This is a genomic window from Cupriavidus lacunae (assembly GCF_003353055.1).
GTDB classification, from domain to species: domain Bacteria; phylum Pseudomonadota; class Gammaproteobacteria; order Burkholderiales; family Burkholderiaceae; genus Cupriavidus; species Cupriavidus lacunae.
Genome location: NZ_QKWJ01000012.1, coordinates 17265 through 32297, shown reverse-complemented (window position 1 = coordinate 32297; position 15033 = coordinate 17265). Strand labels below are relative to the sequence as shown.

Genomic DNA, 15033 nt, shown 5'->3' with positions numbered 1-15033 from the left:
TCCGGGAGTCTTCACAATGACCCAAGCCAACGCTGCCGCCACTGACGTGGTAGATCAGGTCTCCGGCCTGGCCGCCGGCTCCGCCATCCACACGCTGCGTCACGCACGCGACAAGGTGGTGGCCTCCACCCAGGGCAGCTACAACGGGCTGTTCGATCCTGCCCTGCCCGGCCTGACGCTCGCCGAGCGCCTGTTCGTCGCGCTCTACGCCGCCCGCCTGGCCGGCGCCGCCGACCTGGTGGCCCACTACCGCACCCGCCTGCAGGCCATCGAGGCCGACGCCGCGCTGGTCACCCTGGCCGGGCAGGGCAACCCCGACACGCTCGCTGAGGCGCGCCTGCGCGCCATCCTGGCCTTCACCCGCACGCTGAGCGAGCGCCCGGTAGAAGGCGACCAGGCCGCGCTGAAGACCCTGCCCGCCGCCGGCCTTGCCACGCCCGACGTGGTAACACTGGCGCAACTGATCGCCTTCCTGTCCTATCAGGTGCGCCTGGTGGCCGGACTCAAGGCGATGCAGGCACTGGGCGCCGGCACCCCGACCACTACGGCCGTGCCCGCCACGGCCGGCACCCTGCTGCAGAGCCCGATCCGCGCGCACGGCTTCACCAACGAAGTGCTGGACTGGAAGGCCTGGCTGGACGTGGTATCCGTCGACAGCGCCACGCCCGAGCAGGTCGCGGTGCTGGAGGAAAGCCACCCCAAGGCCAAGGTATCGGACTACTACCTGTTCCTCGTGCACCAGCCCGAGATCCTGCGCCAGCGCTCCACCGCCTTCAACGCCATCATGTACGCCCCGGGCGGCATGCCGCGCGCCGAACGCGAACTGGCCAGCACGGTGGTGTCCCGCATCAACGGCTGCGTCTACTGCGCGTCAGTCCATGCCCAACGCTATGAACAGCTCGCCAAACGCAACGCGGTGATTCAGCAGGTGTTCGACGATCCCTACACGGCCGGCACCACCACGCGCGAACAGGCGATCTCGAAGTTCTCGATCGAACTGACCGAGCAGCCCGCCCAGGTCACTGCCGGGCAGCTCAGGCCGCTGCGCGAAGCTGGCGTGACGGATGCGGAGATGCTGGACCTGATTCACTCGGTCGCCATCTTTGCGTGGGCGAACCGGTTGATGCTGAATCTGGGTGAGCCGGTGTTTCCGGAGCAGGCGGGACAGTAAGCCGTCAGGCGCCTGCGGCAGCGCCACCCGCCAGCTGCAACGCGCTGCCCCGCACCTCGATCTTGACGGGATCGGTCTTCTTCCACTGCTTCTTCGGCACGACCAGCTTCCAGACGGCATCCTTGTCCGGGCTGCGGAACAACGCCACCACGCCGACATATTCCGTGTCGGCGTGCATCGGCTCGCTCAGGCTTACGCTCGCATCGGGGCGCAAAACCACGTCGCGGCTGGCGAGCAAGTCGGGCTTGAGCGATTCGAGATCATTCGCCTGCAGTTGCGCATAGCTGAGCTGCGCAAACGTTTTCGGCGCCTTCAGCTGGTAGACGCGCACAACCGTCGACAACGACTGGCCGGCGCCGCTGGTATTGAGCGACGCACGGCTGGTAAGGTCCAGGTTCATGGTCTTGACCTGGGTCGTGAAAGCCCATTTCGCTGCCTCGACCGTGCCATCCCTGACCGCCTGCCCTACGCCACATCCCGCGAGCAAAAGCATGGCGGCAAGCACTGCGGTTCGATTCAAAATCTGCCGTTTCATCGTCTGGTCCCTGTCTTGCTGGTTTGCCTGGATCTTTCCCATCTGTGCCTCAGTGCGGTATGGCCGTTGTCGAGCCGTGTCCGGTCCAGGTGCCGAGCTGCACACGGGTCACCGCGCCCGAGCCAGAGCGGTGCCGATATCAAGGGTTCCGTGACCGTCTCCGGCCGTGAAGGCAGCGTCGAGGTGGTGGCCTTCGATCATGCCGTCAACATTCCCACCGACTCCAACACTGGCAAGCTGACCGGTACGCGCGTGCACAAGCCGATCGTGTTCACCAAGGAGACCGATGCCTCCACGCCTTACCTGTACAAGGCGGTCACCAGCGGCCAGACGCTCAAGTCGGTCGAGATCAAGTGGTACAAGATCGACGACGCCGGCAAGGAGAAGGAGTACTTCAACACCAGGCTCGACAACGTGAAGGTGGTCGGCGTCACGCCCAGGATGCTGGACATCAAGAACCCGGCCTTCGAGAAGCACAACCATCTGGAAGAGATCGAGTTGCGCTACGAGAAGATCACCTGGTCGTACAAGGACGGCAACATCATCCACGCCGACAGCTGGAACGAACGCTCCTGATGTCAGCGGCCGGCACCTGATACCGGCTAGTCATCGCGCGTGGCCGGTGTCCGGGCCACGCGCCCGCGCGATTCTCCCGCTTACCCCCTCTTCCGCCTTCCCATGACCGCCCGCGACCTGTCTCCGTTCCTTCGCCGTCTGAACGACCATTGCGCCCGCGCCCTCGCTGAAGCCGCCAGCCTTTGCGAAACACGCGCGCATCGGGACATAGAGATCGAGCACTGGCTAATCAAGCTGCTGGAAATGGGCGACGGCGACTTGCTGGCAATCCTGCGCCGCTATGCACTCGACGTGGGCGGCATCTGGAACGGGCTGCTGAGCGCGATCGACCGCCTGCCGCACGACCTGCGGGGCAAGCCAGGCCTGTCGCAGCGCGTCGGCCAGTGGCTGGAGGCCGCGTGGCTGCGCGCGTCGCTCGAAGCCGCGGCGCCTGGCGCAGACAAGTCTATCCGCTCGGCACATCTGCTGGCCGCACTGGCCGAGACACCTCACCTGCTGCGTGCGCCGGATGCCTGGCCACTGCTGAGCGTGTCCGCTGCGCAGATCGAACGCCTGATGCATGAACTGGACAAGATCTCGGTCGAGGCAACTGCGCCCGTCACACCGGGTCCCGGCGCAGCCACCTGGCCGGATGACACGCCGGCTCCGGCTCCCCGTCACACACCCGCCATGCCGGGACAGGCGGACACATCGGCCCTGACCCGCTTCACCACCGACATCACGCAGAAGGCGCGCGACGGTAACATCGACCCCGTGTTCGGCCGCGACGTGGAAATCCGCCAGATGGTCGACATCCTGGCCCGGCGCCGCAAGAACAACCCGATCCTGGTAGGCGAGCCGGGGGTGGGCAAGACCGCACTGGTCGAAGGGCTCGCGCTCAGGATGCCGAAGGGGATGTTCCGGCCGTCATCCGCGACGTCAGCGTGCTCACGCTGGACCTGGGCCTGCTGCAGGCTGGCGCCGGCGTCAACGGCGAATTCGAACAGCGCCTGAAGAACGTGATCGCGGCCGTGCAGCAGTCCCCCAACGCCGATCCTGCTCTTCATCGACGAAGCCCATACCCTGATCGGCGCAGGCAACAGCGCGGGTGGCGCCGATGCGGCCAACCTGCTCAAGCCCGCCCTTGCACGCGGCGAACTGCGCACCATCGCGGCAACGACGTGGTCGGAATACAAGCAGTACTTCGAGCGCGACGCCGCGCTGGAGCGCCGCTTCCAGATGGTCAAGGTCGACGAGCCCGACGACGACAGCGCCTGCCTGATGCTGCGCGGGCTGAAGCCACGCTATGCGCAGCACCACGGCGTGCATATCACCGATGCCGCTGTCGCCGCCGCGGTGCGCCTGTCGCGCCGCTACCTGACCGGGCGCCAGTTGCCGGACAAGGCCGTCGATCTGCTCGATACCGCCGCCGCGCGCGTGCGCATGAGCCAGGAGGCTACCCCGCTCGCCATCTCCGCCCGCGAGGCCGAGCTTGCGGCGCTGGAGGTCGAACGCACCGCGCTGCTGGACGACCAGGGCGCCACGGGTGCTGAAGTCAACCAGCGGCTGGCGGCCATCGACGCCCGGCTGGCCGCGCTGGCCATCGAACTGGAACAGTCAAGCCATGCGTTTGCGGAGCAAAAGGAAGCGGTCGAAGCGCTGCACGCATTGCGTGCGCAATGGCAGGCCATACCGGATGCCTCGGCGCGGGGTGACCTGACAGCGTCAATCCAGGCTGCCCATCAGACCCTGGCAAAGCACGGCCAGGCCGCACTGCTCCACGCCGAGGTCGACGAGACCGCCATTGCGCAGGTCATTGCCGACTGGACGGGTGTGCCGGTCGACAGCCTGCTGTCCAACGAGCTGGCGACGCTGCTGGAACTGGAAACCCGCCTGGCCCAGGTCGTGGTCGGGCAGGACGAGGCGCTGGCAGCGCTAGGCAAGAGCCTGCGGGCCGCCAGGGCGGGACTCAAATCCGAAGACGCGCCGCTGGGCGTGTTCCTGCTGGTGGGGCCGTCAGGGGTCGGCAAGACCGAGACCGCGCGTGCGCTGGCCGACCTGATGTTCGGCGGTGAGCGCTCGCTGATCAGCATCAACCTGTCCGAATACCAGGAGGCCCATACCGTTTCGCAGCTGAAAGGCTCGCCACCGGGCTATGTCGGCTACGGTGAGGGCGGCGTGCTGACCGAGGCGGTGCGCCAGCGCCCCTACAGCATCGTGCTGCTCGACGAAGTCGAGAAGGCCCATCGCGACGTGCTCAACCTGTTCTACCAGGTCTTTGACCGAGGCTTTATGCGCGATGGCGAAGGCCGCGTGATCGACTTCCGCAATACCGTGATCCTGATGACCTCGAATCTCGGCAGCGAAGCGTTGCTGGCGGCGACCGACGCAGTGGCCCAAGCGGGCACTGAGCTTGCTACCAGCGCGCTGATGGAAGCGATTCGCCCCCAGTTGGTCGATCACTTCCAGCCGGCGCTGCTGGCGCGCTTCCAGACTGTCGTGTACCGCCCGCTGTCGGCCCGGGCCATGGCCGCGATCGTCCGGATGAAGCTGGCCAAGGTAGCCGACCGGATCGCGCGGCGCTTCGGCGTGCCGCTGCAGTGCGACGAGGCCCTGGTGGACGAGCTGGTGCGGGCATGCCTGCTGCCGGACTCCGGCGCGCGCAATATCGATAGCCTGCTCGACCAGCAGATCCTGCCGGTGCTGTCGCGTGAGCTGCTGGTACGCATGGGCGGGCGCCGGGTGCCGACTTCGATTCACCTGTCCTTCTCCGAGACCGACGGCATCGGCCCGTCGTTCGAAGAGCCGGCCGAAGCCGCGGAGGTTGCGTGATGGGCGGCGGACCCGGCCTGTTCGAAGCCGTCACCGGGCACTTTGCCAACGGGATTGCGGTCGATGAGTTCGATCCGGCGACGCAGACCTTCCTGTCGGTGCAGGACAACATCCAGCGCATCCTCAACAGCCGCCGCGGCTGCCTGGCGCACCTGCCTGACTATGGCCTGGGCGACCTGTCGGCAATCTACCGCCACCTGCCCGCCTCCGCGCATACGCTCAAGCGCGAGATCGAGACCACGCTGCTGCGCTACGAGCCGCGGCTGCGGGCCATCGACCTGACCATCGAAGACACCGAGCCCGGCATGCTGCTCAGCATCACCATGAGCTGCCAACTGCATCGGGCCGGGCTGGTGCGCTTTGGCACCCACTTCACACCCGACGGCCGGACCCGGCTGAAATTATTGCAGGCGGAACGCGATCGGGGCTGAGCAGCCGGGGGGCGCTCAGGCGGCGGAGTGATGCACCGCCAGCCAGACACTGGGCTGGGCGGCATCGGTCCAGGCCACACGGTGGTGGCAGTGGGCGGGCAGGTGAAGCCAGTCACCCGGCTTCATGACATGCTGGCCGGGCTGTCCTTCGATCTCGATGGCCGCGCTGCCGCTGACCAGCAGCACCCATTCGGCCTCGGGACTGTCATACCAGAAGCCCTCGGGGCTGGCCTGCCCGTTGGAGACGATGCGTTCGATGTGCAGACCGGGGCGTTCCAGCAGCGGCTCGAAAATTTCCTGCGCCGCGCCGGCCGGGACGTCTGCCAGCAGGTTTCCGTATTCAGGCTGCATGCTGCCCCCTCGCGGTCGTGGTTGCGGAACGCGTCAGTCGCCCGGTCCCGGCGCCAGCACATCGCGCGCGCCGTTGCGGCCCATCGGCGTTACCAGCCCGGCAACTTCCATCTGCTCGATCAGGCGCGCCGCGCGGTTGTAGCCGATGCGCAGCTGGCGCTGCACGGCGGAGATCGAGGCGCGGCGGCTGGTCAGCACAAAACTGGCGGCTTCGTCGTAGAGCGGGTCGGCCTCGCCATCGCCGCCGCCGTCGCCGAACAGGTCGGCACTGCCGGCCTCGGCCGGATCGCCGGCGAGGATGGCTTCATCGTAGTCCGGCTCGCCGAACTGCTTCCAGTGCTCCACCACGCGGTGCACTTCGTCGTCGGCGACAAAGGCGCCGTGCACCCGCTGCGGATAGCCGGTGCCCGGCGGCAGGAACAGCATGTCGCCCTGGCCGAGCAGGCTCTCGGCGCCCATCTGGTCGAGGATGGTGCGCGAATCGATCTTGGACGACACCTGGAACGCCACGCGCGTCGGGATATTGGCCTTGATCAGGCCGGTGATCACGTCGACCGAGGGGCGCTGCGTGGCCAGGATCAGGTGGATGCCTGCAGCACGCGCCTTCTGCGCCAGCCGGGCGATCAGTTCTTCGATCTTCTTGCCGGCGACCATCATCAGGTCGGCCAGCTCGTCGATCACCACCACGATCATCGGCAGGCGCGACAGCGGCTCAGGCGCATCCGGCGTCAGCGAGAACGGGTTCGGCACCTTCCGTTCGGCGGCCTCGGCGGCGCGGATCTTCTGGTTGTAGCCGGCCAGGTTGCGCACGCCCAGCGCGGACATCAGCTTGTAGCGCTTTTCCATTTCGCCGACGCACCAGTTGAGCGCGTGCGCGGCCTGTTTCATGTCGGTGACCACCGGTGCCAGCAGGTGGGGGATGCCCTCGTAGACCGACAGCTCCAGCATCTTCGGGTCGATCATGATCATGCGCACGTCTTCGGGCGTGGCCTTGTACAGCATCGACAGGATCATGGCATTGACCGCCACCGACTTGCCCGAGCCGGTGGTGCCAGCCACCAGCAAATGCGGCGCGCGGGCCAGGTCGGTCACCACCGGATTGCCGGTGATGTCCTTGCCCATGGCCAGCACCAGCCGCGAATGGTGCGCCTGGAACGAGGCGGCATTGACGATCTCCGACAGCCGGATCATCTGCCGGCGCGCATTGGGCAGCTCCAGCCCCATGCAGGTCTTGCCAGGAATCGTCTCGACCACGCGGATCGAGGTCACGCCCAGCGCGCGGGCCAGGTCCTTCATCAGCCCGACCACCTGCGCGCCGCGCACGCCCATGGCGGGCTCGACCTCGAAGCGGGTGATCACCGGGCCGGCACCGGCGCCGACCACGGCGACGGGCACCTTGAACTCGGCCAGCCGTTGCGCGATCAACTCGCCGGTTTCGCGCAGGCGTTCTTCGGACACCTGTTCGGCGCTGGCGACTTCGCTCTCAAGCAGTTCGGCCGGCGGCAGGCGATAGTCGACGACCGGGCGCGGCGCAGGCGGGGCAACCGGTACCGGCGCGGGTGCCGGCTGGACAGCAGCGGCCAGCGGCACGGTGCGGCCGACGACAGCAGGCAGCACGATGCGGGGCTTGGCGGCAGGAACCGGCGGCTGGGTTGCTTCGGGCGACTCGACCGTTTCGGGGAGTTCGGAGACTACCGGGACCTCCGGGACTTCCGGGACTTCCGGGACTTCCGGGACTTCCGGGACTTCCGGGACTTCCGCGACTTCCGCGACTTCCGGCGCTTCAGCTTCTTCGGCAATCCGGGACTCGTCCGGCTCCGCCGCTGCGCTGACCAGGCCGTTGCCGTCCATCAGCGCTTCCGTACCGATGTCTTCCGCCGGAGCCTGGGCAATGGCATCGGGCTCGCTGTCCTCTTCCATCGCGGAACTTGCCACGGCATGGGCCACAGCCTCGGACTCGGACTCGGACTCGGACTCGGTGACTTCGGCTTCTGACTCCTTGGCGACCGTGCCTTCTGGCACGTCTGCCGACAGCGCTTCAGGTTGAGCCTCGGCGTGATANCTTCGGCTTCGGCTTCGGCTTCGGCTTCGGCTTCGGCTTCGGCTTCGGCTTCGGCTTCGGCTTCGGCTTCGGCTTCGGCTTCGGCTTCGGCTTCGGCTTCGGCTTCGGCTTCGGCTTCGGCTTCCGGCTCGGATTGCAGGCTGACGGCAGCCGGCGCGGACAGTTCCGCTTCAACGACAATCCCGGCGGCCGAATCTGCCGCGGGCACATCCAGCGGCTGCGGTTCAGGCGCAGGCGCTTGCAGTACCGGCGACTTGCCCGCCAGCGCCTGCAATTCGGCCAGCAGGTCGAGCGCTTCCTGCCGGATCGCGGCCAGTGTGGTTGCGTCGGCCTCGCTCGTCGCAATTGCCTGTGGCGGGTCGTCGGCAATCGGGGTATCGGCGGATACCGGCTCATCGGCCGGCGCATCGGTGTCGATCGCGGGCTCGGGCTCCGGCACAGCAACTGGCTGCACCGGGGCAGCTACGTCTTGCGCGGCACTGGCGGGCGCCGGCGCCGTGACTGCGGCTTCGGCCGGAGCCGTCACAGCAGCCGCCACGGTGGCTGCTGCCGCGGCCTTGGCGGAATGCTCCGGCAGCGTCGTGATCGCCGAACGCACCAGCGGCTGCGGCTGGCGGAACGGGCTGCTGACGACCGTGCCGCGCAGTGGCTGCGCTGGCCGCGGGGCCGGAGCAGGCGCGGGTACAGGCGCTGCAGTTGTGACCGGCTTGCGTGCAGGCGGCTGGGCAGGACGCGGTGCCGGCGCCGCGGCCGCGGGCGCTGGCTGGGCGCTGCGAACCGGTTTGACCGCCCCCGGGGATTCAGCAGGGTGCAGCCAGATCTCGCCCGGCTGCGGCGGCGATTCACGCGTGCGGCGCGGCGGTTGCCAGGCGGGCTGGCGGCGTGCGGAGACCGCTTCAAAGCTGCGATGGCGCGTGGCGGGCGCGGTCCAGCCGGCGTTGCCTGCCGATGGCGCATCCCAGCGCTCTACCTCGCGCATCGGCTGGGTGGCAGCAAAGGGAACCGGCGGCTCTTCCGGCGCCGCGTCGGGCGCGGCCGCGCGGCGCGGCTTGCGCGAGAACAGGCTGCGCCAGGTTTCGCCGAACACCATCGGCGCGGCCAGTGCCAGCACGCCCAGCATCAGCAGCAAGGCGCCGGTCCAGCCGAACAGGTTGCCGATCATGCCGGCCAGCGCGCGACCGGCGGAGCCGCCGGCGGTCGATGCCGGATCGGATCCGCTGGTGAGCGCTTCCAGGCAGGCGCTCGCGCACAGCACGGCCAGCGTGCCCAGCCATACGCGCAGCGAGCCCGGCCCGGCCAGCCGGCGCTCGCCGGCAAGCCAACGCGTCACCAGGCGCCAGACCAGGGGTACTATCCAGAGAGTCGAGAATCCGAACCAGCCAAAACCCATTATCGACATGCCATGTTCAAAACTACGGGCAGCGATTGTAGCGGTTATGACAGGCGGCCATTGAAATGGAAAGCGCAAATATTCGTAACGCTGCGCGCTTCTGGCGCATTGCCGGAGCTATTCCGCAGCGATGCCGGTGCGCTCCCGGGTACCAGCATCGCCAGACCGTAGGCCCGGACGCGTTTGGCGCAGCGGCACCGCGCTACCATGCGCCAAACCCCATCGCACTACAGACAGGTCCCCTCCCCCATGCCGATCCGCTACGCCAGGCTGCGCATTCTCGTCGTTGAAGACCACCCGTTCCAGCGGGCCGCCGCCGAGGGGCTGCTGCGCCATGTCGGCGTGCAGACCGTGGTCTGCGCGGAAAACGGCATGCAGGCGGCCGAGATCCTGGCGCGCGAGCCGTTCGACGTCGTGCTCTGCGACATCGAGATGCCCGGCGGCAATGGCCCCGAGCTGATCGCCGAACTGCACCAGCGCGGCCAGCGCGCCTTCGCGGGGGCGCCGCCGGTCTGGGTCTGGGTCACGGCGCTGGCCGAGGACATCCTGGATTCCAACCGCGGCCTGGCGCACGCCGCCGGCATCCCGCGCGTGCACGCGCTGCGCAAGCCGCTGTCGCGCGATGCGATGGAAGAGATCCTGGCCGATGCGCTGTTGCGCCAGGCTTCCGAGGCAGCCGAGCCCGCCTGGTCGCCCGACGACACGGAACTGATCGCTGCCACGCAGGCCGGCACGGACCTGCTGGTCATGCTGCAGCCCCAGCACGACATTGCCAGTGGACGCCTGGCCGGCGCCGAGGCCCTGGTGCGCTGGCGCCACCCCGAACACGGCCTGGTGCAGCCCGACATCTTCATCCCGCGGCTCGAAGCGCTGGACGCGGCCGCCCCGGTGTTCTTCTTTGTCACCCGCCAGTGCCTGGCAGCGCAGCAGCGGCTGCGCGCGGCGGGCATCGACATTGCGCTGGGGATCAATGCATCGGCGCAAACCCTGTGCCGGCCCGGTGTACTGGAAGCGTTCGATGCGCTGGTGGCCGCCAGCGGCGTGCCGCGGCAGGTGTTGACGGTGGAGCTGACCGAGGGCTACCCGGTGCCCGATACGCTGGCCCTGTCGGTCGTCATGAACCGCTTGCGGCTGCTGGGCTACGGCGTGGCGATCGATGATTTCGGCGTTGGCATCGCCACGCTCAAGCTGCTGGCGGACCTGCCTTTCACGCAACTGAAGGTGGACCGGTCGTTCGTGGTGGATGTCGACGGGCATGGCCAGCGCGCCACGATCTGCCGCAACATGATCGGCCTGGCCAGGGAACTGGGGCTGGAATGCGTGGCCGAGGGCGTCGAGACCGACGCCCAGCGGGCCGCGCTGCTGGCCTTGCGCTGCCCGCTGGGCCAGGGCTACCTGTGGTCTGCGCCCAAGCCGGCGGCAGTCTTCGTCGCCGATGCCATCGACCGGGCGGCGGCCACGCCGCCGGCCTGACCTGGCCCGGAGGCGGCGCTAGTTGAACTTGCCATTGATGCCGCCCACACTGAACCGGCCCGCCCCCAGCAGGACCACCGCCAGCGCAGCGCCCAGGTACATGCCTTGCAACTCCAGCGACCAGCCGCCGGTATCGGCCAGCATGCCGAACTGCTTGGCGTGCACCAGCGACAGCGCAAACACCATGTTGATGGCGACGAGCAGCGCCGCCAGCCGGCTCCACAGCCCGATGATCAGCAGGATCGGGGCCACGACTTCCCCAATGTAGACGCCGTAGACCAGCCATGCCGGCAGCCCGGCATCGGCGACCACCTTCGCCACAAAGCCCATGCCGGCCGCACCGGTCAGCTTGGCGATGCCGTGCATCAGGATCAGCACGCCAAGCATGATGCGCAGCAGCGCCTTGCCCAAGTCCTGGGAACCCTGAGAGCCGCCCATGGCCATTCTCCTTGCCGTTGTCTGTCGCGTTGTCTGTCGAACTGGTTGTCGATCCAAGCGCCTTTACCCTCACGCGCGAGGTTCGCCCATGTACCTTAGTGCGAGCCGGCGTGAAGGTAAAGCCGCAAATGTGCATCAGCCGCCGGTCCCGATGGGGCCGGCACAACACCTCGCGATCCCGCCCCGGCGCCGGCCGTGGGGCTACACCACCCGATGCATCGACGGTGGCCTTGACTCATGCATGCCGGCCTTGTGCGCGCCCTCCGGCAGGACCTCGCCAAGGAAGTCGAGGAAGCGCCGGGTGGCCGGCGTCACGCCCTTGCGCGACGGAAACACCGCATGCAGCGTGCCGACCGGCATGTCGTACTGCGGCAGCACCAGTTCCAGGTCGCCGTTGTCCAGCGCTTCGCGGCAGTACATCCGCGGCAGCATGGCCACGCCCACGCCGGCGATCGCCGCCTCGCGCAGCAACGCGAATTCATCGGTGACCAGGCGCGGATCGTAGCCAATCTGGATCGAGTCGCCGGTCTTGCAGCGCAGAATCCAGACATGCTTGCCGTCGTGCGGCTGCTGGCCCACGCCCGGCATGCCGTCGAGCGCCTGCGGCGTGCGCGGGCGGCCGATGCTGTCCAGCAGCGACGGGCTGGCCACCAGCATCAGCTGGCTTTCGCCGAAGGTGCGCACGGCCAGGCTGGAGTCTTCCATCGCCTCGCGCACGCGCAGGGCCAGGTCGAAGCCTTCGCCGATCACGTCCACGCGCCGGTTGGTGGTTTCCAGCTCGATGCGCACGGCCGGGTTGGCGCGCATGAAGTGCCCGATGGCCGGCGCCAGCAGGATCTGGGCAATGGCGACCGGGCAGCTTACGCGCAGCGTGCCGCCGGGCTGCTCGCGGGCCTGCTCGATGACCTCGCGCGCCGCCTCGGCCTCGTTGAGCATGGCGCGGCAGCGTTCGTAGAAGGACTCGCCTAGTGGCGTGACGCGCACCTGGCGCGTGGTACGGCGCAGCAGCTGCACGCTCAGGTCGCGCTCCAGCTGGGCGATGCGCCGGCTCAGGCGCGACTTGGGCACGCCGGTGGCGCGGCTGGCCGCGGAGAAACTGCCGTGTTCGACCACCTGGGCGAACAGGGACAGGTCGTTGAGGTCTTGCATGGATGGCTCCAGGATCACGCGGGCAACCCCCGTCCCGGCAGGGAACGTCGCCCGGACTGGCGTTGCATCGGTAGAACAATCATTTGCATTTTGCCTCACTACCGATACCAATGGCCAGCCGCTATCTTTCATCCATCGCAACCGCACCCTTGTGGAGATAGACATGAACATCCTGCAGATCGATTCCAGCGTCCTCGGTGACAACTCCGTTTCGCGCAGCCTGACCGCCAGCGTGGTGGCCGACCTGGTCGCCGCCAACCCGGGCGCCAAGCTGACCGTGCGCGACCTGGACCAGGACGCCCCGGCGCACCTGTCCGGCAACCTGCTGCCCGTGCTGGGCGGCCCGAAGGAAGGCCTGAACGCCGTGCAGGAAGCCGAGCTGCAGCGCACCGAGCAATGGCTGGCCGAATTCCTGGCCGCCGACGTGCTGGTGGTGGGCGTGCCGCAGTACAACTTCAGCATCCCGAGCCAGCTCAAGGCCTGGATCGACCGCATCTCGCAGGCTGGCCGCACCTTCAAGTACACCGAGAACGGCCCGGTGGGCCTGGCCGGCGGCAAGCGTGTGATCGTGGTGTCGTCGCGCGGCGGCGTGCGCCAGGATGCCAATGAGCTGGACCTGCACGAAAAGACCGTCGATATCGTGTTCCGCTTCCTGGGCATCACCGACATCACCTACGTGCGCGCCCACGGCCTGGCCATGGGTCCGGAGTTCCGCGACGCCGGCCTGGCCAGCGCCCGCACTGAGATCGCGGCGCTGAACGACGCCAGCCGCCTGGCCGCCTGAGGTCACGGGCCTGGCCGGCGCCGCAGGACGGCGCCGGCTCGCCCCGGGGACGGATCGGGTCTATGATGGATCGGGGCGCTACGGCGCCCCGCGTGCCATGGGCGGCGCGCCGTAGCGGCTCTTTGGTCGCGGCGGCCAGCCGCCTGCAGTCATCGACCGATCCAACCCCGGGAGCCCGCATGACTTCAGCCCTGTTGCCCGCAGCCGCCCTCCATCCGCCGCACGAACCCGCCCTGCTTTCGCAGTATCGCCACGTACGGGCCGCCACCGAGACCCTGGTGGCCGACCTGTCCGACGCCGATGCCACCGTGCAGTCCATGGACGACGCCAGCCCGGCAAAATGGCACCTGGCGCACACCACGTGGTTCTTCGAGGAATTCGTGCTGGCTGCGCGCCTCCCTGACTACGAACTGGTGGACCCGGACTACCGCTACCTCTTCAACTCCTACTATGAGGCAGTCGGCCCGCGGCACCCGCGGCCGCAGCGCGGGTTGCTGTCCCGCCCGTCACTGGACGAGGTGCTGGCCTACCGCGAGGCCGTGGACGAATCGATGCTGACGTTGCTGGGCAGCGCCCAGACCGACGACGAGGCCGCGCTGATCATGCTTGGCCTGCAGCATGAACAGCAGCACCAGGAACTGCTGCTGACCGACATCCTGCACCTGTTCGCGCAGAACCCGCTGCGCCCCGCGTTCGCCCCGGAACTGCCCGCGCCGGTAATCGCCGACCCGCGGCCCGCGCCGGACTGGATCGGTTTTGACGGCGGCCTGGTGGAGATCGGCCACCGCGGCGAGGCCTTTGCCTTTGACTGCGAAGGGCCGCGCCACAAGGTCTGCCTGGCGCCGTTCACGCTGTGTTCGCACCCGGTCAGCAACCGGCAGTGGTTCGAGTTCATCGAGGATGGTGGCTACCAGAGCGCCGGGCTGTGGCTGTCCGACGGCTGGCGCTGGGTAAGCGAGCAAGGCATCCAGGCCCCGCTCTACTGGGAAGAACGCGAAGGCACGTGGTGGCAGATGACGCTGCGCGGCATGCATCCGGTCGACCCGGACAGCCCTGTCACCCACGTCAGCTTCTATGAGGCCGACGCCTTCGCCCGCTGGGCCGAGCGCCGGCTGCCGACCGAGGCCGAATGGGAGCATGCGGCCAGCCGACTGCCGGCCACCGGGAATTTTGTCGAGGGCCGCGCGCTGCGGCCGCTACCAGACCGGCAGAACACCTCGGGCGCGCTGCGCCAGATGTTCGGCGATGTGTGGGAATGGACCGGCAGCGCCTTCCTGCCGTATCCGGGCTTCCAGCCCAGCGCGGGCGCGGTGGGCGAGTACAACGGCAAGTTCATGAGCGGCCAGATGGTGCTGCGCGGCGGGTCGTGCGTCACGCCCGAATCGCATATCCGGGCCAGCTACCGCAACTTCTTCTACCCGCACCAGCGCTGGCAGTTCACCGGAGTGCGGCTGGCGGACGATGCCTAGGACGGCGCCAGCCAGCGCCACGCCAGCCAGGCCAGTAGCACCCACACCAGCACGATAACCACGGCGGCCGCGCGATTGCGCGGCCGTTGCGCATGCGTGGACTGCCAGGCTTCGGCCCGGCCGCGGCATTCGTCCTTCACCGCCGCCGGGATCATCCGCAGTGTGAGCCAGATGCCCAGCGGCACCAGCAGCACGTCATCGACATAGCCCAGCACCGGAATGAAATCCGGGATCAGGTCGATCGGGCTGAAGGCATAGGCCACCACCAGCGCGCCGAGCAGCCGCGCCGTCAATGGGGTGCCAGGGTGGCGGCTGCAGAACCACAGCGTCAGCAGGCTGCTTTTGAGCCCGCGCGCCCACTGGCGCAGGCGCGACCTGGTTGCCATCTCCGCC

General features: G+C 68.3%; 13 protein-coding genes and 1 pseudogene. 7 read left to right on the top strand and 7 right to left on the bottom strand.

Annotation, left to right across the window (positions count from 1 at the left end):
• The first annotated feature begins 16 nt into the window (after nt 1–16).
• On the top strand, nt 17–1171 hold the full coding sequence (locus DN412_RS12485; protein ID WP_115015749.1) for a CMD domain-containing protein: 1155 nt from the start codon (nt 17–19) through the stop codon (nt 1169–1171).
• 4 nt (nt 1172–1175) lie between these two features.
• Here the strand turns inward: DN412_RS12485 and tssJ are convergent, their stop codons facing one another.
• A complete protein-coding gene (gene tssJ, locus DN412_RS12480; RefSeq protein WP_115015991.1) occupies nt 1176–1706 on the bottom strand; it encodes a type VI secretion system lipoprotein TssJ in 531 nt (176 codons plus the stop codon).
• 138 nt (nt 1707–1844) lie between these two features.
• Here tssJ and DN412_RS12475 point away from each other — a divergent pair, with 138 nt between their 5' ends.
• The 3 genes and pseudogenes from DN412_RS12475 to tssE all read left to right on the top strand — a co-directional run bounded on the left by DN412_RS12475 (nt 1845) and on the right by tssE (nt 5524).
• Nucleotides 1845–2282 carry an Hcp family type VI secretion system effector gene (locus DN412_RS12475; protein ID WP_115015987.1) on the top strand — a complete coding sequence of 146 codons (438 nt, stop codon included), beginning with the start codon at nt 1845–1847 and terminating at the stop codon, nt 2280–2282.
• A 102-nt stretch (nt 2283–2384) separates the two neighbouring features.
• Nucleotides 2385–5093 (top strand): annotated as a pseudogene (gene tssH / locus DN412_RS12470) (type VI secretion system ATPase TssH).
• A complete protein-coding gene (gene tssE / locus DN412_RS12465) occupies nt 5093–5524 on the top strand; it encodes a type VI secretion system baseplate subunit TssE (RefSeq protein ID WP_208647602.1) in 432 nt (143 codons plus the stop codon). Before tssH ends, tssE begins: the two are co-directional and overlap by 1 nt.
• Before the next feature lie 15 nt (nt 5525–5539).
• Here the strand turns inward: tssE and DN412_RS12460 are convergent, their stop codons facing one another.
• Genes DN412_RS12460 through DN412_RS44500 form a run of 3 tightly spaced genes read right to left on the bottom strand, consistent with a single transcriptional unit; the run spans nt 5540 to nt 9327 of the window.
• Nucleotides 5540–5875, bottom strand: a complete 336-nt coding sequence (locus tag DN412_RS12460; RefSeq protein ID WP_115015741.1) for a cupin domain-containing protein — start codon at nt 5873–5875, stop codon at nt 5540–5542.
• Between the two features lie 33 nt (nt 5876–5908).
• On the bottom strand, nt 5909–7810 hold the full coding sequence (locus DN412_RS44505) for a DNA translocase FtsK (protein WP_279635179.1): 1902 nt from the start codon (nt 7808–7810) through the stop codon (nt 5909–5911).
• Nucleotides 7726–9327: a DNA translocase FtsK 4TM domain-containing protein gene (locus tag DN412_RS44500; RefSeq protein WP_425267413.1), complete on the bottom strand. Its 1602-nt coding sequence runs from the start codon at nt 9325–9327 to the stop codon at nt 7726–7728. The genes DN412_RS44505 and DN412_RS44500 overlap by 85 nt, the downstream gene beginning before the upstream one ends.
• A gap of 249 nt (nt 9328–9576) precedes the next feature.
• On the opposite strand from DN412_RS44500, the gene DN412_RS12450 reads away from it, so the two are divergent.
• Nucleotides 9577–10800: an EAL domain-containing response regulator gene (locus tag DN412_RS12450; RefSeq protein ID WP_115015738.1), complete on the top strand. Its 1224-nt coding sequence runs from the start codon at nt 9577–9579 to the stop codon at nt 10798–10800.
• An 18-nt stretch (nt 10801–10818) separates the two neighbouring features.
• Here the strand turns inward: DN412_RS12450 and DN412_RS12445 are convergent, their stop codons facing one another.
• Nucleotides 10819–11238, bottom strand: coding sequence for a DoxX family protein (locus tag DN412_RS12445; protein WP_115015735.1), 420 nt, complete (start codon nt 11236–11238; stop codon nt 10819–10821).
• Nucleotides 11239–11439: 201 nt separating this feature from the next.
• The gene (locus DN412_RS12440; RefSeq protein ID WP_078196133.1) at nt 11440–12387 is read right to left on the bottom strand and encodes a LysR family transcriptional regulator; all 948 of its coding nucleotides are present in this window, start codon (nt 12385–12387) and stop codon (nt 11440–11442) included.
• Between the two features lie 163 nt (nt 12388–12550).
• On the opposite strand from DN412_RS12440, the gene DN412_RS12435 reads away from it, so the two are divergent.
• Both DN412_RS12435 and egtB read left to right on the top strand, forming a co-directional pair.
• The gene (locus tag DN412_RS12435; protein WP_115015730.1) at nt 12551–13171 is read left to right on the top strand and encodes an FMN-dependent NADH-azoreductase; all 621 of its coding nucleotides are present in this window, start codon (nt 12551–12553) and stop codon (nt 13169–13171) included.
• Between the two features lie 179 nt (nt 13172–13350).
• Entirely contained in the window at nt 13351–14640 is a 1290-nt protein-coding gene (gene egtB / locus DN412_RS12430) for an ergothioneine biosynthesis protein EgtB (RefSeq protein WP_115015726.1), read from the top strand.
• On the opposite strand, the gene DN412_RS12425 is transcribed toward egtB, so the two are convergent.
• Complete coding sequence (locus DN412_RS12425; RefSeq protein ID WP_115015723.1) at nt 14637–15026, bottom strand: YkvA family protein; 390 nt, start codon at nt 15024–15026, stop codon at nt 14637–14639. The two genes, egtB and DN412_RS12425, sit on opposite strands and share 4 nt — an antisense overlap.
• Nucleotides 15027–15033 lie beyond the last annotated feature (7 nt).

What these genes read in the sequence shown, in the direction of transcription:
- DN412_RS12485 (WP_115015749.1), top strand. Translation starts at nt 17, where the DNA reads ATGACCCAAGCCAACGCTGCCGCCACTGACGTGGTAGATCAGGTCTCC.
- tssJ (WP_115015991.1), bottom strand. Translation starts at nt 1,706, where the DNA reads ATGAAACGGCAGATTTTGAATCGAACCGCAGTGCTTGCCGCCATGCTT.
- tssE (WP_208647602.1), top strand. Translation starts at nt 5,093, where the DNA reads ATGGGCGGCGGACCCGGCCTGTTCGAAGCCGTCACCGGGCACTTTGCC.
- DN412_RS12460 (WP_115015741.1), bottom strand. Translation starts at nt 5,875, where the DNA reads ATGCAGCCTGAATACGGAAACCTGCTGGCAGACGTCCCGGCCGGCGCG.
- DN412_RS12450 (WP_115015738.1), top strand. Translation starts at nt 9,577, where the DNA reads ATGCCGATCCGCTACGCCAGGCTGCGCATTCTCGTCGTTGAAGACCAC.
- DN412_RS12445 (WP_115015735.1), bottom strand. Translation starts at nt 11,238, where the DNA reads ATGGGCGGCTCTCAGGGTTCCCAGGACTTGGGCAAGGCGCTGCTGCGC.
- DN412_RS12440 (WP_078196133.1), bottom strand. Translation starts at nt 12,387, where the DNA reads ATGCAAGACCTCAACGACCTGTCCCTGTTCGCCCAGGTGGTCGAACAC.
- DN412_RS12435 (WP_115015730.1), top strand. Translation starts at nt 12,551, where the DNA reads ATGAACATCCTGCAGATCGATTCCAGCGTCCTCGGTGACAACTCCGTT.
- egtB (WP_115015726.1), top strand. Translation starts at nt 13,351, where the DNA reads ATGACTTCAGCCCTGTTGCCCGCAGCCGCCCTCCATCCGCCGCACGAA.
- DN412_RS12425 (WP_115015723.1), bottom strand. Translation starts at nt 15,026, where the DNA reads ATGGCAACCAGGTCGCGCCTGCGCCAGTGGGCGCGCGGGCTCAAAAGC.